Source organism: Anaerobacillus sp. 63XJN7_4_ISO-PGPR-S23-413 (assembly GCF_056173725.1).
This window is the reverse complement of the sequence record NZ_CM149688.1, coordinates 2,368,674-2,390,203: the sequence shown is the minus strand read 5'-3', so window position 1 is coordinate 2,390,203 and position 21,530 is coordinate 2,368,674. Positions and strand designations below refer to the sequence as shown.

At 36.3% G+C, this 21,530-nt stretch carries 21 protein-coding genes; 17 read left to right on the top strand and 4 right to left on the bottom strand.

Going from position 1 to position 21,530, the window contains the following annotated elements; translation table 11 throughout:
- Window positions 1-360 precede the first annotated feature (360 nt).
- Window positions 361-984 (bottom strand): acetate uptake transporter, encoded by a 624-nt coding sequence (locus AC0VYO_RS12595; RefSeq protein ID WP_255622575.1) that lies wholly within the window; start codon window positions 982-984, stop codon window positions 361-363.
- A gap of 379 nt (window positions 985-1,363) precedes the next feature.
- On the opposite strand from AC0VYO_RS12595, the gene AC0VYO_RS12590 reads away from it, so the two are divergent.
- Complete coding sequence (locus tag AC0VYO_RS12590; RefSeq protein WP_475365332.1) at window positions 1,364-2,431, top strand: branched-chain amino acid aminotransferase; 1,068 nt, start codon at window positions 1,364-1,366, stop codon at window positions 2,429-2,431.
- Between the two features lie 41 nt (window positions 2,432-2,472).
- On the opposite strand, the gene AC0VYO_RS12585 is transcribed toward AC0VYO_RS12590, so the two are convergent.
- Window positions 2,473-4,857 carry a penicillin acylase family protein gene (locus AC0VYO_RS12585; protein WP_475365331.1) on the bottom strand — a complete coding sequence of 795 codons (2,385 nt, stop codon included), beginning with the start codon at window positions 4,855-4,857 and terminating at the stop codon, window positions 2,473-2,475.
- Window positions 4,858-5,322: 465 nt separating this feature from the next.
- Between AC0VYO_RS12585 and AC0VYO_RS12580 the strand changes: the two genes are divergently transcribed.
- Window positions 5,323-6,609, top strand: a complete 1,287-nt coding sequence (locus AC0VYO_RS12580) for an IS110 family RNA-guided transposase (RefSeq protein ID WP_475365330.1) — start codon at window positions 5,323-5,325, stop codon at window positions 6,607-6,609.
- Window positions 6,610-7,079: 470 nt separating this feature from the next.
- On the opposite strand, the gene AC0VYO_RS12575 is transcribed toward AC0VYO_RS12580, so the two are convergent.
- Complete coding sequence (locus AC0VYO_RS12575) at window positions 7,080-7,535, bottom strand: hypothetical protein (RefSeq protein ID WP_475367658.1); 456 nt, start codon at window positions 7,533-7,535, stop codon at window positions 7,080-7,082.
- A gap of 578 nt (window positions 7,536-8,113) precedes the next feature.
- Here AC0VYO_RS12575 and AC0VYO_RS12570 point away from each other — a divergent pair.
- From AC0VYO_RS12570 to ytxJ, 10 genes are all read left to right on the top strand, one after another.
- A complete protein-coding gene (locus AC0VYO_RS12570) occupies window positions 8,114-8,491 on the top strand; it encodes a GntR family transcriptional regulator (RefSeq protein ID WP_206894689.1) in 378 nt (125 codons plus the stop codon).
- Window positions 8,491-9,372, top strand: a complete 882-nt coding sequence (locus tag AC0VYO_RS12565; protein WP_430242969.1) for an ABC transporter ATP-binding protein — start codon at window positions 8,491-8,493, stop codon at window positions 9,370-9,372. The genes AC0VYO_RS12570 and AC0VYO_RS12565 overlap by 1 nt, the downstream gene beginning before the upstream one ends.
- Window positions 9,353-9,964 (top strand): ABC-2 transporter permease, encoded by a 612-nt coding sequence (locus tag AC0VYO_RS12560; protein ID WP_475365329.1) that lies wholly within the window; start codon window positions 9,353-9,355, stop codon window positions 9,962-9,964. The genes AC0VYO_RS12565 and AC0VYO_RS12560 overlap by 20 nt, the downstream gene beginning before the upstream one ends.
- Window positions 9,965-10,759: 795 nt before the next feature.
- Window positions 10,760-11,161 carry a hypothetical protein gene (locus tag AC0VYO_RS12555; RefSeq protein WP_430242966.1) on the top strand — a complete coding sequence of 134 codons (402 nt, stop codon included), beginning with the start codon at window positions 10,760-10,762 and terminating at the stop codon, window positions 11,159-11,161.
- Window positions 11,161-11,367 carry a helix-turn-helix transcriptional regulator gene (locus tag AC0VYO_RS12550; RefSeq protein ID WP_430242964.1) on the top strand — a complete coding sequence of 69 codons (207 nt, stop codon included), beginning with the start codon at window positions 11,161-11,163 and terminating at the stop codon, window positions 11,365-11,367. Before AC0VYO_RS12555 ends, AC0VYO_RS12550 begins: the two co-directional genes overlap by 1 nt.
- A 345-nt stretch (window positions 11,368-11,712) precedes the next feature.
- On the top strand, window positions 11,713-12,210 hold the full coding sequence (locus AC0VYO_RS12545; RefSeq protein WP_430242963.1) for a P-loop nucleotide/nucleoside kinase family protein: 498 nt from the start codon (window positions 11,713-11,715) through the stop codon (window positions 12,208-12,210).
- A 398-nt stretch (window positions 12,211-12,608) separates the two neighbouring features.
- Window positions 12,609-13,352: a type I methionyl aminopeptidase gene (gene map, locus AC0VYO_RS12540; RefSeq protein WP_475365328.1), complete on the top strand. Its 744-nt coding sequence runs from the start codon at window positions 12,609-12,611 to the stop codon at window positions 13,350-13,352.
- A 527-nt stretch (window positions 13,353-13,879) separates the two neighbouring features.
- Window positions 13,880-14,428: a GNAT family N-acetyltransferase gene (locus tag AC0VYO_RS12535; protein WP_475367657.1), complete on the top strand. Its 549-nt coding sequence runs from the start codon at window positions 13,880-13,882 to the stop codon at window positions 14,426-14,428.
- A gap of 237 nt (window positions 14,429-14,665) precedes the next feature.
- A complete protein-coding gene (locus AC0VYO_RS12530; RefSeq protein WP_475365326.1) occupies window positions 14,666-14,776 on the top strand; it encodes a glycine zipper domain-containing protein in 111 nt (36 codons plus the stop codon).
- A 31-nt stretch (window positions 14,777-14,807) separates the two neighbouring features.
- Window positions 14,808-15,152, top strand: a complete 345-nt coding sequence (gene ytxJ, locus AC0VYO_RS12525) for a bacillithiol system redox-active protein YtxJ (RefSeq protein WP_475365325.1) — start codon at window positions 14,808-14,810, stop codon at window positions 15,150-15,152.
- A 221-nt stretch (window positions 15,153-15,373) separates the two neighbouring features.
- Here ytxJ and AC0VYO_RS12520 read toward each other — a convergent pair whose 3' ends face one another.
- On the bottom strand, window positions 15,374-15,823 hold the full coding sequence (locus tag AC0VYO_RS12520; protein WP_475365324.1) for a DUF1569 domain-containing protein: 450 nt from the start codon (window positions 15,821-15,823) through the stop codon (window positions 15,374-15,376).
- Between the two features lie 798 nt (window positions 15,824-16,621).
- Between AC0VYO_RS12520 and AC0VYO_RS12515 the strand changes: the two genes are divergently transcribed.
- The 5 genes from AC0VYO_RS12515 to AC0VYO_RS12495 all read left to right on the top strand — a co-directional run bounded on the left by AC0VYO_RS12515 (window position 16,622) and on the right by AC0VYO_RS12495 (window position 21,495).
- Window positions 16,622-17,197 (top strand): hypothetical protein, encoded by a 576-nt coding sequence (locus tag AC0VYO_RS12515; RefSeq protein WP_475365323.1) that lies wholly within the window; start codon window positions 16,622-16,624, stop codon window positions 17,195-17,197.
- A gap of 312 nt (window positions 17,198-17,509) precedes the next feature.
- A complete protein-coding gene (locus AC0VYO_RS12510) occupies window positions 17,510-17,968 on the top strand; it encodes a nucleoside deaminase (RefSeq protein ID WP_475367656.1) in 459 nt (152 codons plus the stop codon).
- Between the two features lie 244 nt (window positions 17,969-18,212).
- On the top strand, window positions 18,213-18,395 hold the full coding sequence (locus AC0VYO_RS12505) for a hypothetical protein (protein ID WP_430242953.1): 183 nt from the start codon (window positions 18,213-18,215) through the stop codon (window positions 18,393-18,395).
- A gap of 661 nt (window positions 18,396-19,056) precedes the next feature.
- Window positions 19,057-20,550 carry a peptide MFS transporter gene (locus tag AC0VYO_RS12500; RefSeq protein ID WP_475365322.1) on the top strand — a complete coding sequence of 498 codons (1,494 nt, stop codon included), beginning with the start codon at window positions 19,057-19,059 and terminating at the stop codon, window positions 20,548-20,550.
- A gap of 624 nt (window positions 20,551-21,174) precedes the next feature.
- On the top strand, window positions 21,175-21,495 hold the full coding sequence (locus AC0VYO_RS12495) for a hypothetical protein (protein WP_475367655.1): 321 nt from the start codon (window positions 21,175-21,177) through the stop codon (window positions 21,493-21,495).
- Window positions 21,496-21,530: the final 35 nt, after the last annotated feature.

Here is a 21,530-nt window from a genome sequence, read left to right as displayed (position 1 = left end):
AGATACGAGGTTAGCCTTGTATTTCATTTTAGCATTTCACAATTAATTGAAAATATATGATCTACATGTTGTATTAAAATGATTTGGAGAGAATCAATTCACTTAATCTGGCTGAGTTGAAAAGAGATTAAAGAGTGTTTTTATAGTTAATCACTAATTAAGTTTACATAATGATATTATGGTTGAAATATATAAGCGTGATATGGGGGAAGTTCGCAGTGAAGGAGATAGGTGATACAACTCATTTGATTAGAACTTGATTCGCATTAAGGCAATTCAAAGGCTCCATGATCTTCATAAATCTTTATAAATTATAAAAGAGACAGATGAATCTAGATTCATCTGTCTCTTTACGTGATACTAAGCTTGTTTGAAAATACCGAATGGTTTGCCAATCGGGAGTGTGACTTTGCCAAAGTGAGTATTCAAAACACTCGCAGCTGAGCCATAGAAGCTTAAAATCGCAATGCAGAACTCAGCAATGGCGGCTAAGAAGTGCATGCCTTCAGGGAAAATACCTAAAGTGGAAAATGTGAGTCCGATAAATAAGAAATCAATAAAGACAAAAATAAAGAAAAGTACTTTATGAGTTTCCATAGCTCCAACTGTCATGAAGACACTGAAGATCAAATAGCCGATGTATGCAATGCCTAATTGCTTTGGATCCACAGCGGCAGCTGCAGCGTCTCCAAAAACACCGAATTCGATTAACCATGACGTTCCTACTCCAAGCCAAAACAGTCCAAAAGCTGCGAAGGCTGTCGTACCAAATGTATTATTGTGCTTTGCATCTAGAAAACTAGCGATCAGCTGTGCAATGCCCCCTAGAAAAATCGCCCAAGGGAGTACAAATGAGACGCCATCTGTCCAACCAAGCTTGGCTGATGATGCAACAAGCGTTACCATAGCAAGACCGAATAATCCAATAGCGGATGGATCAGCTGTAACCATTTGCACGCGTTGAGTATTTTGTGTTTGATTCATGATGAGACCTCCTAATAAACATACTTGACTAATTTACATAAAAATCGCCTCTCTTGCAATAGCAAATATTAAAAGGCGTTACCTGAACTGGTTGTTATATTGGTTAAAAACATTGTTACTGTTCACTCGAAATCGCTTACAGTAAAAAGTGAAAAAAGTGTGCTTCAAATGTTGACCAGTAGGACCTGAAATCTAGAATTTGTATGAAATGATAGAGATAGGTGTTAAAAACTGAATTTTTTTACCTTTCTGCACTATAAAGCTTTAATTCAGTAGAGTTTGGCAGTACAATAGATGAATAGTTAATCTACTGCCTTCATGTGGAAGGAGTATGAATTCATTATCATAACCACTTTCAAGAGAGTAAGGAGTCCTGGCCATGAGTACAGATTTAGAAATTGTGAAAAGCACTAATTTGAAAGCGAAGCCTGAGAAGGATCAAATTCCTTTTGGAAGAACGTTCACAGATCACATGTTTGTAATGGATTATGAAACTGAAAAAGGGTGGTATGAACCTCGCATCATTCCATATGAGCCAATCACTCTTGATCCTGCTGCAATGATTTTTCATTACGGTCAAACCGTTTTTGAAGGGTTAAAAGCCTATCGTGCTGATAATCGAATTTTATTGTTTAGACCTGAAAAAAATTTACAGAGACTGAACCTTTCAAGTGAACGTTTAAGCATTCCACATATTGATGAAGAGCGTGTAATGGGCTATCTTAAGGAATTAATTAGCTTGGAGCAAGATTGGGTTCCTTCAACACCTGGAACGTCTCTTTATGTACGTCCTTATATTATTGCAACGGAACCGAATCTATCTGTTGCCCCTTCCCACACATACAAATTGATGATTATTCTCTCACCAGTAGGGTCGTATTTCTCAGGAGGGTTAACTCCAGTGAAAATTAGCGTAGAGGATAAATTTACAAGAGCTGTTAAAGGTGGAACGGGTATGGCCAAAACGGCTGGTAACTACTCATCTGCATATCAAGCGCAAGCGAAAGCATATAAAGATGGAAATGCTGATGTTCTCTGGTTGGACGGGGTAGAGAAGCGTTACATCGAAGAAGTGGGAAGCATGAACATCTTCTTTAAAATCAATGGGGAAGTTGTGACACCTGAATTAAACGGTAGCATTCTCCACGGCATTACGAGAATGTCGGTTATTGAATTGTTAAAGAAATGGGATATCCCTGTTACTGAAAGAAAAGTTTCCATTGAAGAGCTGTATGAGCTATCTCAAAAAGGGCAGCTCGAAGAAGCATTTGGAACAGGAACGGCCGCTGTTATCTCCCCTGTAGGTGAATTAAACTGGGCTGGTAAGAAAATGGTCATCAATGATCATGAAATTGGGGAACTGTCTCAAAAGCTTTATGATACAATCACAGGAATTCAAACTGGAAAATTAGAAGATACGCAGAATTGGACCGTTTCTGTAAAGTAAGAATGCCAAAAGGCTCTCTCATTGACTGAGAGAGCCTTTTGTTATGGTTTTAGAATGAGGTGCTGAGCATTTTCTTCGTAATCATTCATCTTTGTTTCATGATATTCTCCTTCAACCCAATCCGTAATTTGATTATCATACCACTTACTAAAAACGTAGCCGGACTGACCTGGTGAAATGACATTGTAGCTTGTTTGGATATTTGATAAATCAGTAACGCCTCTCCATGGTGCACCATGGGTTACAAGTCCAGTTGTCGTGTTCCACCCAGCAGCACCTACCGTAACGCGGCTGCCACCCATTGCATTTACATCAGGGTTAAACAGGAGGTTTAACGGTTTAATCGCACCTAGCGGGTGTTCAAATGGAACCGAATGGAACGTACCCCATGCCCATTTTTCTGGTGTACGCCCTTGTAAATCAACTGCTCTCGAAACTGCAGCCTGATAAGATTCAGTGACTACGGATGTAAATCCTCCAGACTTCTTTATCCATGGCCCTTCATCCCCGCTTGCAGCTCGTCTTATGAGCTGGTCAACCACCTGGCTTTTACCATCAAAAAGCGGCATCATTTCTTTTTCAATTTCTCCCTCAAATAGAACTTTCTCCATTTCTACTAACCAGAGATGAAAGAGTAGGGGAGCAGCTTCATCTCTACCATCAATATAATTCCATTCATTAAGAACAGATAGCGCTTCTTTTTCAACTGAAGTTAAGTTTTCACTGTTAAGTTCCTTTATGAGAAGAGGAGTAAATTCTTTTCCCTGTAAATTCACGAAATCATTTTGTAGCGCCATCATGTCTTTTGGTTCAAGTTCATCGCTTTCAAGCAAAACTTCTCGAATGCGATCTTGACGATACGGTTGTGCCCATGTATGTGTAATGTGATAGGGGTAGTCTTCTGTTGTGATTTTATTATTTGCAGTAGAAATGAAGCCTTCTTCAGGATTAACAATTGTTGGGAGATCTTCCCATGGGATATAACCTTCCCATTCATATTCATCGTTCCATCCAGGGACTGGCACCATGCTGTCACCATTTTTGCGAATAGGAATTAATCCATTCGCCCGGTAGGCAATCGTGCCGTCAGTAGAAGCAAAAACGAAATTCTGAGCGGGTGTATGAAAAGAGGTTAAGGCACTTTTGAATTCTTCCCAGTTAGATGCTTTATCCATCATTAGAACGGCCTCAAGCTCCCTAGATGGGTCAAGGGCTGTCCATCTTAAAGACAATGCAGTATCTGGTTGGTCGTCATAAGCAAATTCAGAGAGAATCGGGCCGTGGCGTGTAATAACGACTTCATATGGAAGAGGTTCACTTTCTTTTACAGGAATGCTTTCATCAATAACTTCTGCTTTCTCCCATTCATCATTATATTGAAATTCAGTAGGATTATCTGGATTTCTTTTCTCAATATAAAGATCTTGAACATCAGGACCAACATTGGTAACGCCCCAGGAAATGGAGTCATTTCGTCCAACGATAATACCTGGCACACCAGCAAAGATAACGCCACTTACATTATATTCAGGTGAATTTAAGTGAGTTTCATACCATATCGGTGGGGTACCAAGACCCAGGTGAGGATCATTGGCTAGAAGCGGTTGTCCCGAAGCGGTTTTATCTCCAGAAACGACCCAATTGTTACTCCCATTATATTGATCTGGGATTACTGATTTCGCAAAGCTTTTTGACATATCAAGGTTACTTTCCTTGATTTCTTGAATCACAGTTGAGCCTTCTTCAGGGTAACTTGGGAACAAGTCCACGGCTTCTTCTTCTGAGAAATTCTGCAGAAGATAATAACGAAAGGCTTGACCTTCCCAATGTCCTCCTAGATCAAAAGCCATATATTTTCCGATTGTAAGAGAATCGATTGGATCCCACTCATTAGGCTCATAACCCGCAAGTGTAAATTCAAGCGATAATGAGTTTTCTTCTTTTGCTTGAGTCATATAGGCATTCACACCATCAGCATACCATTGAAGAATTTGTTTCGCTTCTTGAGAGTAGGCATTAAATGAATCTTCTGCAGCTCTTCTTAAACCAAGCGTTCGAAAGAATTTGTCCTTATCAATTGTCGATTCACCAATGACTTCACTGAGAGTTCCAGAAGCTTGCCGACGACTTAAGTCCATTTGAAACATGCGGTCCTGAGCTGTGACGAATCCCTGAGCCATAAATAGATCTTTAGTAGAAGAGGCTTCAATATGAGGAATACCTGAATCATCTCGATAAATGGATACAGATTCCTCCAAGCCTGATAGGATCATTTCCCCCTTTGTCTCAGGAGCTGTTCTTTGAACAAACCAGAAGCTTATAGCGATAGCAATGATCAGTAAAAGTGAAATTCCCCCAAGTAGATAATATGGCCACTTCCTTCTCTGGATCTTAACGTGCTTTTCAGGTGTAACAACCGTGCTCATAACGTCCCCCATTTCGTTTTAACTATATATTACCATAATTATCTTTAGTGATAACGCTTTCTTTTTTTGGAGTGTAAGGGTATTAAGACGATAGACTAAAGATAGGTAATAGAGGTTTGATTGAACCGTTCCCGAACCAAATCAAAATAATAAATTTATGTATAAACCTAAATAATTAGACCCCTTAGTTACATAACAATTACTGTTGATGATTTCGAATCAGTGTGTATGATACGAATTGAATCTTTGGTTTGATTAAAATGAATAAGATAGAAAAGTACTGAGTATGGCGGAGAAAAAATCCAAAATATGTTAATTTTAGCGTTGGATAGTAATTGAGTGATGTTCGACAATCGGGCAGCATTCCTGTTATGAAGTAAAATGCTATTTGAGAATAAAACAAGCCCCTTGGTATGATTGTTTTAGCTGGCCAGCATAAAAACAGAATACCAGGAAGCTTATACAATGAATTATAACCAAAATAACAAACTCGCTCAAATTACTTATCAAACGTTAATTGTAGGTGTTGATATTGCGAAATTCAACCATGTAGCGCGTGCTCAAGATTATAGAGGTGTTGAGTTTGGAACATCGCTTCCGATTGAGAACACCAAAAATGGTTTTGAGAGATTGTTAGAGTGGATTCAAAGTCTTTTGAATGATCATCAAATGAACCAAGTGTTGATAGGCATGGAGCCTACAGGACATTACTGGCTCAATTTAGCCCATTTTCTTAAAGAACATAATATTAAATTCGTTGTAGTAAATCCTTCACACGTGAAGAAATCGAAAGAGTTAGATGATAATTCACCTACGAAGAATGATATAAAAGATGCGAAGGTCATTGCACAACTAGTAAAGGATGGGAGATACGCTGAACCAAATATTCCACAAGGAGTGTATGCAGAACTCTGCGGGGCTAGGAAAATTCGTGATCTCTTATCTGTTGATCTTCAAGTCGTACAAGGTCAAATTCATAACTGGATTGACCGGTATTTCCCTGAATTTTTAACGGTTTTTAAGGACTGGGAAGGCAAAGCAGCGCTACAAATATTGAAGTTAAATTTAATGCCATATGAGTTAGTGAACCTCTCTGATGAAGAGTTAATGGTGCATCTTAGACAAGCTGTTAAACGCGGCGTAGGCTTAGGAAAGATGCAGGAGTTAAAACAAGTAGCCAATCTTTCGATAGGCATACGACAAGGTGCTGAAATGGCTAAACTAGAGATTCAAACACTGTTAGACAAGTATGACTTGATCAAACAAAAGTTCGAAAAAGTTGAATCCAATATGGATTCCCTATTTGAACATATCCCAGGTGTGGACCAAATGCTTGGTATCACGGGCATTGGAAGGGACACTGTTGTTGGCTTCTTCGCAGAGGTCAGAGACCTTAGCTATTATTCTCATCCACGCCAAATTATTAAGCTCGCAGGCTTAAACTTAAAAGAGAATACATCAGGTAAGCACAAGGGTCAGACGAAGATTACAAAGAGAGGCAGAAAGAAATTGAGAGCCCTTTTGTTTAAAGTAGCTATGCCCCTTGTCGCTAAAAACTCGGCATTTAAATCGTTACATGAGTATTATACAAGACGTACCAATAATCCATTGAAGAAGATGCAATCTATGATTGCTTTATGTAACAAGCTCATAAGGATTTTGTTCGCCATCGGTAGAAAGAAATTTGAATTTAGTGAAGCAAGAATGTTGAGTGACATTCCTCATTTAGCCGACTTACAACCAGCAGCTTAGGGTTTCTTTTTCGGAATAAATTATAGTCTAGCTCATTTTATAGTAGACATTTGAAGCACGGATTAATCAGTAAAACCAACAATAATACGGACAATGATCCTGTCGGGCAGCATGACTGACATCCACCTCATGGAAAGATTGTACGAAGGAATTTTAGAGCATTGACTCTGTGAGACATGGGAGGGTTCACCTCCATGAGATCTGTGGACATCCTCTAGTGCGATCATAAATAATCATACATCCTATTTAAAAATTGTACGAAGTAGGATATAGATTCTCAGGCTCCTAAAGTCCATAATTAGACATAAATACAACATAATTCCATGATTCTAATGTCCACTAAATATGAATGACTATGAAAATCTAAGAAAACTAGAGAAATCGTAAGATTGTCCTTTCTTTATAGAGGGAGGGAGGATTGTGGAATAAAAACTGGTTAGAAAAAGTAAAAATAGCCATCTCTTTGATGGCTATTTTAATGAATTTGCAATATCAACAAGCATATCAGGAGATACTTTTTCAGGACTTGCACTATCTAAACTCAATCTATATTGCCAGCCTTCATCTTCAAAAAATAAAACGATAAATCTTCCTAGTTTTTTGTTACTTAATAAAGCACTTGTCCCATCTTTTAATGGAATTGTCCTATCAATTAGGTTAGGATTTAAAGTTAGCTTATATCTGGATGGTTTAATTGAAATTATATAATGATTTTTTGTTGCATCTTTATTAATATACGTGATCTCTAATTCGTCATTAATATCCCCCTCTAAATCATCAAATCGACCGAAACTATGCGTAAACGTGATAGGGGGGGAATTGTACAGGTAATTCGATTTTTTTTCGATAAAACTTTTCAGCATCGTCAACAGCCTTATGCACTTCTTTAAAGCCAATATCATATAAGGAATTTTCAAATTGTTCATTAGTATAATTTGCTTCAACATCTATGGCTGTTAATTGTAACCAAAAAGATGTTAATAAAGAGAATACTACAAACGTTTTAATATCGTACACGCCCCTCTTAAAAGTTCTAGTGACGTTATTTTTCCCTAAGTGTTAATTGTTATTAATATTGAGCTAAGTGTTTACGCTATTCTTCAACGGGGACATTTATTAAAGAAGGAGAAATGATCTTTGGTTATTCCTCTATCTCGGAGCTTATCTGTAATAAGATAGGCTTCTTTTTGTTGAAGAAAAGGTTGAGTTCTCTTAAACGGTCTGGGTAATTGGTAATGATTAGATATTCAGAAAAATTAAGCCAATGCTATTGAAGAGTTATATGACTTTTGAAACCTGGCATTTTTTTATATTTCAACTCAAGGATGGACTCAATATTTTCTTCCATTTGAATGAGGATACTTTATTGAATAAGGTAAAAGAGTCAATTTCACACTAATTGAAAAATACCCTCTTACCTAACAATTATTTTTACATGAAATCATTGTGTATATTGTATATATTATATATAATGACTTATATACAATTTAAGGAAGGTTATGGAATGAAAATTATACTTTCAAATCGAGAGAAACAATCCATGTATGTACAAATCTACAACCAAATCAAAAATCAGATTCTCTCTAATGAAGTTAAGGTGGGATATTTACTGCCATCAATGCGACAGTTGGCGAAAGAGTTGAACGTCAGTCTCATTACGACTAAACGGGCCTATGAAGAGCTTGAGAAGGACGGTTTTATTTTTTCCGTTGTAGGAAGAGGTTCATTTGTGTCGGATCAAAATGACGAGATGATTAAGGAAGGTAAGATGAGAGGGATTGAAGAGCAGCTATCAGCAGCGGTACAAAACAGCAAAGATATTGGTCTTCCACTTACTGAGTTACAGGAATTGCTTACTATTTTGTACAGGGAGGAAGAATAATGGAACCTGTGGTAGAACTGAACAATGTGACTAAATCATTTGATGGATTTACACTGAAGAATTTTTCGCTGACCGTTAAAAAAGGGTTTGTGCATGGATTTATCGGTGGAAACGGGGTTGGGAAGTCCACTACGATTAAGATGATGATGAACTTACTCGAGCCAGATAGTGGGAATGTATCTGTGTTTGGGTCATCTTATAAGGAACGAGAGAAAGAAATTAAACAGCGAATCGGTTTTGTTTACGATGAAAACGTCTTCTATGAACAACTTACTTTAGCTCAAATGAAGGATATAGTTAAAAGGGCGTACAATATGTGGGATGATGATCTGTTTTATAAGTATGTAAAAACCTTTCAACTTCCACTTAAAAAGCCGATCAAAACTTTTTCTAAAGGCATGATGATGAAAGCTTCTTTAGCCTTCGCTTTATCCCACCATGCAGAGCTCATTATAATGGATGAGCCCACATCAGGACTCGACCCAATTTTCAGAAGAGAGCTGCTTGAGATTCTGCAACAACTGATGATGGATGGAGAAAAGACGATTTTCTTCTCAACTCATATCACAACAGATTTAGATACGATTGCGGATTATATTACCTTTATTCATAACGGTGAACATATCTTTACGAAGGATCTTAATGAAATAAGCGAGGAGTATGCCATTGTCAAAGGCGGACTTGAGCTACTTGATCAGGAAACTGAAGGAGCATTTGTAGCCATTCAGAAATCATCATTTGGGTTTGTGGCTTTAACCGATCATAAATGCGAGGTGGAAGAGATGTTCGGGGAAACGGTCCTTATTGAAAAACCGACGCTTGAAGATATTATGTTTTTTACGAAGAAGGGGGAACCATCACATGCTCAACTTAGTTCGTAAAGATATTGTGATGCAAAAGAACTTGTTGGCGCTTCTTATGCTAATGTTATGTGGATATTCAGCTCTTGGGGTTTCTTCAATTATCTATCCAGGACTTATATTCTGCCTCTCGATCTTTATGAGTGCTATCTTTTTGGATGAGAAATCGAACATACATATGTTTCTAAACTCTTTACCGTACACTAGGAAACAAATCGTTGGTTCGAAGTATGTGGTCTTCGTATTGTTTACATGTATGGTGGCGCTGGCGTTATTAGTTGGAAAACTTGTTTTTCACGGTGAATTCACCTTATGGAAGGACTTTCTGCTCATGTTCACGATTGTTCTCACAACAGCCTCTTTTTTATTGCCGTTTAGTTATCAATTTAAGACCCAATATCTTTACGTGGGCTTTATTGGATTATTTGGTCTTTATTTACTGACAATTAATTTCCTAATTCCGAATTTACATGATCGGATTAGGCAGGTCGTTCACCTTATCCTGACAACATCAAGCCCTTCCTTATTTATAGGGATAGGAATCTATGTTGTAGTTTTATATGGCTTTTCTTGGCTTCTCTCTATTCGCATATATCAGCGTAAAGTGTTTTAGTGGTTTAATAACTAGGAGGAGAAGGGGGAGGCGTTGAATGTTGGCATCACCAGGAAGTCAACTAAACCACTAGCATCAGTGAATCCTAAAGAATTTACTTCTCACCATCATCGGACTTGTTTTTTGATATAAACTCAAGTTTAAATCTAAGTTGTTCCATTAAATCGGAGCAATTGCTCAATTGAGTGCAAGCCTCTATAACATATGTAACGGAGCAAAATGAATTTGACCTTTTTCACAGAATGCAGTAGATGGAATTTAAGATGTTATTTTTGGAGGAGAGAGGGATGCAGGAGAAGATCAACATTTGTTCATTTATCTGTTCATTTATTTGCGTGTTATTATTTTTAATAGTTTCATTCTCAGGTTGGTTCAGTAATTCCATAATCGGAATTCACCCTTTAACAATAGTTTTATTTATTTCGTTATTTACATTTCTTGCTGGAGTATTTGGTTTGTCTGGTATTAGAGACTGGAAAGGTATGACGAGAAGTCTATTCACAATGATAATATCCCTTAGTTTGGCGGTTCTTCTGAGTGGGATTTTACTTTTTGGAAGTTTACTTAACTAAAATTGCGCTCGTAAATGTTTTACTTAAAGTGTTCAACAATCTCGGAGCAATTGTTGAATAAATACGGGAACACCACTCTGATGGCGTTCTCTTTTTTTGCTTTAATAATAATGAGCTATTACGTATATTTTCGGAAAAATTAAAAAATAATGCACAAAACCAATATTATGTTATATATTTATAACATAAGGTTAATTATTTCTAACAAAAGGAGGTAAGAGAGTTGAATTCAAAGACTGCGTTGATTCTTGTTTCTATTCTGTCAGCTTCGATTGCTGCAGGACTCCTATTTCAGATGTTCACGGTATTCAGTAACGATGCGATGACGACTTCTGAGTTAATTTTAACGATCACGACCATGGTGGTCATGCTCCTACTTATACCCATCTTTCTACGGTTATGGAAAAATATTAAAGAGGGTATCCCTCACGATGATGAACTTTCTCAGAAGATGAAAATGTTCGCAGCAGGATATTCTTATTTTTCTTCGCTTATTATCTGGCTCGCCCTCTTTGCTTTCCACAAGCACATTCAACAGGATGATCTACTGATGTTAGGACTCTCCGGAATGATCTTCAGCTTTGGAATCAATTGGTTATTAGTTAGAAGGAAAGGATTTCAGTAATGAACACAAGAATGAAAGAATTGCGAGCAGCTCTTAAACTAACACAGGCAGATCTCGCAAAACGCGTGAACGTTCGAAGAGAAACGATCGTGTTTCTCGAAAAAGGGGAATACAACCCATCACTTAAACTAGCAGTCAAAATCGCAAGACAGTTAAATTCAAGGATTGAGGATGTGTTTATTCTAGACGAAGATGATTTGAGATAAGTGCCTTAATAGAACAACTTTTTGAAAATGTATCGTAGAAACGGTAGCTCTCTTATAAGGTTATTTATCTACCCTGACCAATAAGACCCAATTCAAATGAGCGACGAATTTCTACCGATTCGTGCGCTCTATTTTTGTTTTGATCCTTGTTACACAAATATCCGGATTGAGATTGTAGGGAACTTATTGATTGCTTTTTGGTTAAATGTGGTAAAAATGTTTTAGGATACAATATTGAAGTTGTTCAATAAACGGGAGCTATTGCTGCAAAAACGCTATATTTTGTTGGACAAACGAAGTAAGGTGGGTCAACAACCACTAGATTAAGCGCGGGGGTTAGAAAATATGAAACAATTAGGCACGCTATACTTTTTCTGTGGAAAAATGGGCGCAGGAAAAACAACTAAATCAAAACAATTGGCGCTCGATAAACATGCGGTACTATTGTCTGAAGATGAATGGCTTTCATCTCTTTATCCGAATCAGATTGTATCATTTGAGGACTATCTAAAATTCTCGGCGCAACTCAAGCCGTTGTTAAAAAAGCATGTCCAAAACATATTAAGTGTCGGTTCAGATGTAGTGATGGATTTTCCAGCTAACACTCAAAAACAGCGGAAGTGGTTTTTAGATATGGCGTCAGAAGTACATGCAAGCCATCAACTAATTTTCATTAATGTAAATAATGAGCAATGCTTAAGTCAAATTGCTCAAAGGCGTAACGAACAGCCCGAAAGAGCAGCTTTTGACACGAAAGAGGGGTTTATCCATGTTACTAAATTTTTTGAAACACCAGAAGCATCTGAGGGTTTAAATATCTTAGAATTTAGTGGAAAAGAATAATAAGTAATGTAACACAGCTTAATAAGGAACAGAACAAAATCGTTTGCAACGGGTGGTAGCGGATGCGATAGTTTAAAATCTACTTTAAACTATCTTGAAATCAAGTCTACCGTATAATCAGAGCAACTCTTCAATATCGTCCTTTGGTATTTAGAAACTAATCAAGATGAGCTGAATGGATAAGCATTAAAGGGGTATGCAACAATCTCGGAGCGTTAATCTAAAAAGGATTACGCTCCTTTTTGTTTAAGTTAATAACAGGGCAATTTAACGGAAAAAGAGGTTGTCATATTCAATCCATAAAAGGGCCAGAGATTGTTGAAGAAAAACCTGTTCAGTTTATGCTAGAAACTAAATGGAATACTAATCATAAAATACATTAAAAAGTGGGGAAATCAATGGTTGCAAAAACTAAAAAGGATTTTGATGGATTGAAAATAATTGGTGAAATTTGTGGAGCGATTCGTGATGAATTGGTCCATAGTACGAAACCCGGAATTACGACAAAAGAACTCGATGAAATTGCAAGAGAGATGTTTGAAAAGGCAGAAGCTCAATCTGCGCCAAAAAGAGAATACGATTTTCCTGGGTATACGTGTATTAGTATAAATAATGAAGTGGCGCATGGGATTCCGAAGAGAAAACGGGTCATCCATGAAGGAGATTTAGTGAATATAGACGTTTCAGGTTCAAAAAACGGATATTACGCAGATACTGGAATTTCATTTGTAGTAGGGAAAGGAGACGCGGCATTACAAAAAATATGTGACGTTTCTAAAGAGGCATTCCATGCTGGACTTAAGCAGGCAAAGCCAGGTTCAAAAAAAAGTGCTCTCGGAAAGGCTGCCCACAATGTAGCGAAACGCCATGGCTTAACAGTAATAAAAAATCTTACTGGGCACGGTATTGGACTTTCGCTTCATGAAGAACCTAAACATATTTTTAATTATTTCGCTAGTTGGGATGATGAAATCTTGAAAGATGGTGCGGTAATTGCCTTTGAGCCTATGATCTCTACATTCGAAGAGGAAGTTTTCGAATCTGAAGATGGATGGACTTTCTTAACCAATGAAAGCTTTGTGGCTCAATACGAACATACGGTTATTCTTACAAATGAAGGACCTCTTATTACGACATTATAAAAAGCACAACTCGGCAATCGAGCGCAACTCAAGAATATTGAATTTAGTCCATTGTTCTATTAAATCGGAGCTTATCTTTAATTAGATAGGCTCTTTTGGGGAAAAAGATGGATTTATTAGTTCTATTTTGAAATAATTGGTATTAAGCATTTTGACTTAGATTAGATGCTAATAAAACTATTGTATTGCTTTTAGGAGGATTTTTATTTGAATACCAAAAAACTTGATTTGATTATCTTATTAACTCTGACCGTTGCAGTTCCGGTATGTACAATTCTACCGTACCTTGGAATAATTCCAGACTTTTTACTATTCTTCATCTTGCCAGTAGGAATTATCTTTTGCCTCATAGGAGTAATGGCTTCTGTTCTAAGGATACAAACTAGTAGTTGGAAACAATCATAACAAATATCAATGTTCCACAATCTCGGAGCAAGAGCTGAAGATCGATACATAGATTCGTATCCTCTTTATATCTGTAAGCTAAACATGAAAATAGAAAAACAATGTTAAGGGAAGGAACATGAATGGAAAAACACAATCCAATAATTGAAACAGATAGATTAGTACTAAGAGAGGTAGTCGCAGAGGATGCTTTGGATATGTATCACTATTTGTCCGATGAAGAAGTCGTAAAACATATGGGGTTACCGCCTGCCCAAAGTGTTGAAGAAGTAATGGATGAAATCGACTGGTATCATTCAATAATAAAAGAAGGAACAGGCATTAGGTGGGGCGTTACTTTAAAAGACTCAGGTAAGGTTATAGGTAGTTGCGGGTATTTAAATATGCAGCCCAAACATTATAAAGCTGAAGTTGGATTTGAATTAAATAAAAATTATTGGGGGAAAGGCATTGCCTCAGAAGCGCTAGAAACTATTATTAAGTATGGATTTAATCACTACCATTTAGAACGGATAGAGGCTTTAATAGACCCTACTAATATTCAATCCCATAGATTGGTTAGCAAACTAGGTTTTACAAAAGAAGGTTTACTCAGGAGCTATGAATATACTCTTTGTAAGTTTGATGATTTATATATGTATTCAATTATTAAAAGAGATCTTATCAAGTAATAGAACCGTAATGGTTTTAAGGAAGGTATCTTGATACTGCGCCTTAATTAATCTCGGAGCGATAGCTGTAAAGCGGCTATCACTTAATTTTTATGACGGAACAAATTTTTGAAACGTTTCCAGCATGAAATCGTATCTAATGTAATGTAGCTTTTAGTTCAATGAATAAAGCTGTAGGGAGAATAATGTGAAAACGAAATCAAAGTACCGTGGGTTAGGAATTGCTCTTGGTTTATCATGGGCACCAGCATAGGGATAGCTGTGAATCAACTAGCGATTAGTCTTATGTTGGGTATCCTATTAGGTTTGGTCCTTGGTTCCATGATTGATAATAGGAGTAATCGATAGAATTAGTAGGAATGATTAACTTTTTGGTGGAATGAAAATGAACTCTATTCATGAATTGACATCTCTTGAAGATTGGTGGGCCCTGTGGAGACAATCGATCCATTCGCCGGTATTAGTCTTTAAACATAGCACATCTTGTATGATTAGTTCTAGATCCTTCAAACACTTGAGGAACTTCCAAAAGGTAGGGGGAGGAATAGTGGATTGTTATATGGTAAAGGTTGTTGAAAACAGAAGAATTTCTAATGAGATTGCAAAGGTTACAAACATACCTCACAAATCACCACAACTACTCCTCATAGATAAACAACAAATTATTTGGCATACATCTCATTGGAAGATTACAAAAAAACGTATACAGAAAGCAATTTGTTAATACTCGAGTGCAAGGGGTTGTTAAAAAGTTAAAGCAGATTAGAGGCGCACCTTAACTCTAAGACAATGATTTTAACAAAAGGCCTTGAAATCAAGCCTTCCATTATATCGTAGCGATTGATCAATAGAGTCCTAGCTCTTTTTTATTAAGCATAAGGAATATCAGGGCTATTGGCAAAGCAGAATAGTTTAAGATGGTCCGGTATATTTAAACTCCTGCTACTAAACTCCAAATTGTTTTAAATGGTGGTCAAGATGTTTGTAGATACCTTTTCCCCATTGGTGGGAAGAAAGTTTTCCAAAAAAAGGATGTGGATGATCTGTACAAGACTCTGGTCCATTCTTTTGAAATGTTATTATTTTTTGTTTTAGTTTTTCTTTTTCAACTTCAAAATCTCTTTTAGATGTAATTAAAATGGTTGGAATAGTTGGCATATTGTGCTCTAAAGGTTTGTCATTATAAAAGATGGGTTTTGCAAATCTACCTACTAATATTCCTAACAAACCTCTTTTAGGGAAAGAATCTCCCAATGCGATATCTTGGAAAGATGAGCAATGAGCTAACATTTGAGAAACATTCATTTTACCCCATATTGGTTGTGAATTTACATTTAAGTCATCGATACGAATTAATATTTCATCTGTATGCTTGATCTCGAAAATGTTTTTCATTAGAATCCTCCTTTAGTTTTTAAAACTAAAAAATCCCATTAATTATTATAGAGTTCACCGTCACCGTCACCGTTGTTAATCCTTTAAACTAACGGGTGCTTTAATTTAAAATCTGCTTCAAGATATACCTTGGAATCAAGTCTTCAGATTAGCGGGAAACTCAAGAATATGGAAATTAATCCATTGTTCCGTTAAATCGAAGCGATAGCTAAAATTTTGGTATCACTTATTGTGCTCACGGAGCCGTTTGAATTAATTTTATCTACAATGCAGTAAGGGTGATTTTATGATTGGTTTATTTTTTTATGTATTTTCTCATTTTGTTTTTGATTGCAAGATTGATTAGCCTGTCTGGAAATATAAGATGGGTACCCACAATAAGAACCACAGTCAGGAAGGACGCAAAGATAGCAGCAATTATATCTTTATGTTTTGTGATTTTTCTTTAGCTAACGGATAGGCTAGTGCTTGTTACATTTAATTTAGTAGTGTCTCAATCATTTAAATGGTAATGAAATAGGGGGATTATATGGATATGGGTGCTGCTTCTATAATGTTGATTTTTGTTACGGTAATACCTATCGTAGCTGTTATTTATATTATTAGAGCGTTCTTGAAGAAATAAATACATAAACACTCTTCTATTATATAGGAGCGTTAATCTAAAAGGATTACGCTCTATTTTGTTTTAGCTAGTAAAAGGTCAGTTAATGGGAGGTGTATATGGATTCTGAAGTTCTCAAACAAATTGGATAGTAGAGTTCAGTAAAGTCAAAATGATATGTTGGTGTGTAGAAGATGAGAGGATGGGTAGTTATTATAAAATCAAAAAAATTACTTTTAACTATTTTAACATTGATGTTATTTCTTTTGAGTGCTTGTCAAACGAATAATGTAAAAGAAGAGCCATATGATGGCGTGCTGTTAAAGATTGCAGTTGTTGGTGAACAACCTAATGTTAGAGAGGAACAGATAAATTTTAATGAATTATCTCTAAGTGAGTTACATCATTCAAACTTAAGAAAGTATGATGCAGTATTCATTATGGAAGACCATTTATCTGATGCTTCAAAATCAAAATATGTAGAAATGTATAAGAGTAAAAACATTCCATTCTTCTTTGTAGGCTCGCGAGCAAATACTATACCTTTTCAAGATTTAGAAAATCCCGTGTCTTATGAAGAAGAAGCGGAAAGGATTAATGGTACGCAAAATTTTATATCAGGAATTTTGTATGAGGGAGAAGAAAAAGGCTATCGTGGTTGGAAACTTGCATACCCAATTAAAAACAGTGAAGTTCAACAAGATAATGTAAAAGGAATATACTCTAAGGTATTCAAGGTCGTTGAGAATGAAGTAAAAAAAAATTCTTAAACTACAGGTGGCTTAGCTCAAAATCTGAGAATTTCTTGAATTCAAATTTTCCAGTAAAATCGGAGCTTATCTATAAATAGATTTGTAGTACACAAATAATACAATCTTCAACGAATATACAGGTAGTCAATTTGTTATTGGAGATAAGGTTAAGACTTGGGATACTAGCCTACCAATTGATAGTAATTCATCGGAATTTCTTTCATTCATTTATGACATGGGAGATTTGAGGCGTTTGTTTAGAGAAGGATGGCAAGTGAGATGTACTTCCTTTATAATGAGGGATAATTCAACAGGGAATGGAGAGCTTCTATGACGTACAACGATGAATATTACATGAAAATAGCTATCCAACAAGCTTTAAAATCAAGAGCAGAAGGAAACGAACCTTTTGGTGCAATCCTGGTTAAAGGCAATGAAATTGTAAAAGTTGCTGAGAATAAAGTACATACCCACTCAGATCCTACCTACCATGCAGAAATAGGTCTAATCAGAGATTTTTGTTCAGAGAATCAGCTATTTGATTTGGAGGAATACACTCTGTACACTAGCTGCGAGCCTTGTGTAATGTGTTCAGGTGCAATGGTTTGGTCAAATCTAGGTAAATTAGTATATAGCGTTACACACGATCAATTAGCACAAATAGCAGGTGACAACATAATGATTTCCTGTAAAGATGTATTTACTAAAAGCCCACTTAAACCTTCAGTGGTAGAACAAGTATTGAATGACGAAGGTTTGAAGGTATTTGATGGATACACGTTTGGATAAAACAGTATGATAGTAAGTAACCCCAGGCAAAAAATCTTTTGTCTGGTTTTTTTAGCAGCAAGGGAGCGAATTAGAAGAAAGGATTGTAAAGTAGTATCATAGTTTCCAATAAACTCGGAGCTTACTTGTATTAAGATAAGCTCCATTTATCTGAAATAAAGATTGAGTTATGCTTCCTGATTTGAAATAATTGGAATTAATACCCAGGGAAGTTTACTTAAGAAAAATTATGGAGGTGTCAAATATGTCTAAAGAAGTTATTTTTATCTTAGTTATAGTATCTATGGCTATATGGGTTACGGTGTCTAAAGAGGCTGTAAAACCTTCAAAGGAAATAAACTGGTGGAAAATGATAACATTACTGTCTGCTGGTTCTTTATCTACATTAGTTATAACCCTTACTCTTTTTCAAAGTCTGTCGTTTTAGTTCCGTTAATTCGGAAAAATGCTGTCATAAAGGAGCACAGTAGAGGTTGAAGACCGATCTTCATTAATCGTACGCTCAACGTTTTTTTACATATCAGATCAACTTAAAGAAAACATTAACCTCTCTTTCTGGTGATAAGGATACTTTCTACTATATATGATATCGTAAAAGTTGTATTAAAACCTGATGATGATTATTATGAGAAGGAACAAGGAATATTTATGATAAATAAAATGGATGATGTTGGTATCCGCATACTCATACTTGTATCGCTCGATGAGCAATCATGAAAAACAGCGTTAATTCATTCACATAATGATCAAGCAAAGGTAACTGGAGAGGAAGTATCTGCACCATCCCTAAAAAAATTTTAAACGAGTCAAATGTTAACGTGACAAACCTAGATCAAGAGATTGAAATGTTATCATGTGTACTTAAACATAATAAAGTAATGAAAATGAGAATAAGTCTGCCGTTCAAATTGGATGGCGGGCTTATTTTCATATTTATTACAGTACCTTAATAAATTTTTAATTATCTTAAAATAACTTAATATTCGAAAAACAAAAAATGTTTTTGTTTATATTAAAGGGTTTCAAACTATTTTTGACTTTATTAAAATATTAAAATATTATAGTAAAGGAATAAGGGAGGTAGTAACATGTCATCATTGAATAAACAGAAAATTGTGGATAGCGTCCCTCAAAAAGGTTTCTTTGGACATCCGAAGGGATTATTCACTTTATTCTTCACAGAATTTTGGGAGCGCTTTTCCTATTACGGAATGCGTGCCATCCTTGTATTCTACATGTACTATGAGGTTTCAAAAGGCGGTCTGGGTCTAGAGCAAAACACAGCTTTAGCAATCATGTCGATTTATGGTTCACTTGTATATATGTCCGGAGTAATCGGAGGCTGGTTGGCAGATAGGATATTCGGAACTTCGAAAGCCGTTTTCTACGGTGGAATATTCATCATGTTTGGTCATATTGCATTATCATTTCCAGGAAGTTTAGCTATGTTCTTTGTTTCCATGGTATTGATCGTTGTGGGAACAGGACTATTAAAACCGAATGTTTCAACTGTGGTTGGAGAAATGTACAGCGAAAGTGACACGCGCCGCGATGCAGCTTTCAGTATTTTCTATATGGGTATCAACCTTGGTGCATTCATTGCCCCGCTAATCGTTGGTAAGCTTATGGAAACAAAAGGATTCCATTGGGGATTTGCAGTTGCAGCTGTCGGTATGTTCGTAGGTCTTGTTGTATTCATGTTAACTAAGAAAAAGAATCTTGGTCTAGCTGGTACTTATGTTCCAAACCCGCTTGCGCCATCTGAGAAGAAGAAATATGGATTAATCGCAGGGTTAGTTGTGGTTGGTCTTACTATTATTTTAGGTATTACGATTCCTGCTGGCTTATTTACATTAAACGTATTTATTAATTTAGTAGGCATCTTCGGTATCGTCGTTCCAACCATTTACTTTATCGTGATGTATTATAGTCCGAAAACAACGCAAACTGAACGTTCCAGAGTCATCGCTTACATTCCATTATTTATTGCAGCTGTTATGTTCTGGGCAATTCAAGAACAGGGTTCAACCATCCTTGCAGTTTACGCAGATAAACGAACTGAACTGGAATTCATGGGAATCAGTATATCCCCAGCTTGGTTCCAATCGTTAAACCCGTTATTTATCATTCTATTAGCTCCAGTATTTGCTTGGATGTGGGTGAAACTTGGCAATCGTCAACCATCGATTCCTAAGAAGTTTTCATTTGGTCTATTGTTTGCTGGTTTATCATTCTTAGTGATACTACTGCCTGTATATTTGGGAGGAGAGGATTCACTAGTAAGTCCATTATGGCTTGTGCTTAGCTATTTTATCGTTGTGCTTGGTGAGCTATGCTTATCACCAGTAGGTCTTTCTGCCACAACCAAATTAGCTCCAGAAGCTTTCTCTGCTCAAACTATGAGTCTATGGTTCTTAGCTTCAGCTGCCGCACAAGCATTGAATGCACAACTTGTTCGTTTCTATACACCAGAAACAGAAACGCTGTACTTCGGGGCAATCGGAGGTATGGCAATCATATTGAGTATTGCACTATTCCTACTTTCACCTAAGATCCAGAAATTGATGAAAGGTGTAAAATAATTCATTTAACCCTCTGAATGTTTTCAGAGGGTTTTTATATACTTGAAGGGGAATGGAGTGGCTTCTTCAATGCCAGTAAAGTAGAAAAGAATTCCGCTATATAACGGAGTTCTAATCTAACAATTAGAAAAAGTCACATTCACATGTTCTTTTACGACTTCTTCTACGATTATCTTTAAAAAGATAGGCTCCTTTTAACTGGAATTAAAGATTGAGTTATGTGGATTCTTTTGAAATAATTGGTATTAATCCAACGTTCAGTAAGATTGAAATAGCGTTAAATAATAAGACGCTAATAAAAGTATTGATTTGCTTTAAGAGGATTATATTTGAATACCGTAAGACTAGATAAGGTTATCTTATTAACCATGATCACTGCAGCTCCGGAATGTACAATTCTACCGTATCTTGGAATAATTCCGGATCTTTCACTATTTTTCATCTTGCCTCATAGGAGTAATGGCTTCTGTCCTACGGATACAAACCAGTAGTTGAAAACACCGTTAACACATATCGATGTTCCGTAAACTCGGGGTTATCTGGAATAAAGTTCATAGACAAGTCCGTGTTAGTGGCAATTAGTTTGGGTTTGAGAAGAGAAAACTAAGGCATGGGAGGGGAATTATGGGAGAATACAACAATGAAAAATCTATATTAAAAACAAAATTGCAAAAGTTGATTTATATCATACTCTGCCCTGTTGTAGTAGGAATTGTTATTTATATTATTACACTGATTGAAGGCGAGCCGTTTCGGTTAAAAGCTGAGTTGCCATTAATGCTTGGACTATCGATACCACAATGGATTATTATTCTGTTTTTTCCTCATTTTTACGGTTCACCAGGAAAGAAAGAAAGGCAAAAAGAGAATCAAATTCTGAGGAATACCATCTTTTGTTTGTTAATTTTAACTATCATTCTACTTATCATTTTGTTATTTAATTAACTAACTTTAGGAGTGTAATAATTATTCCACAGTCA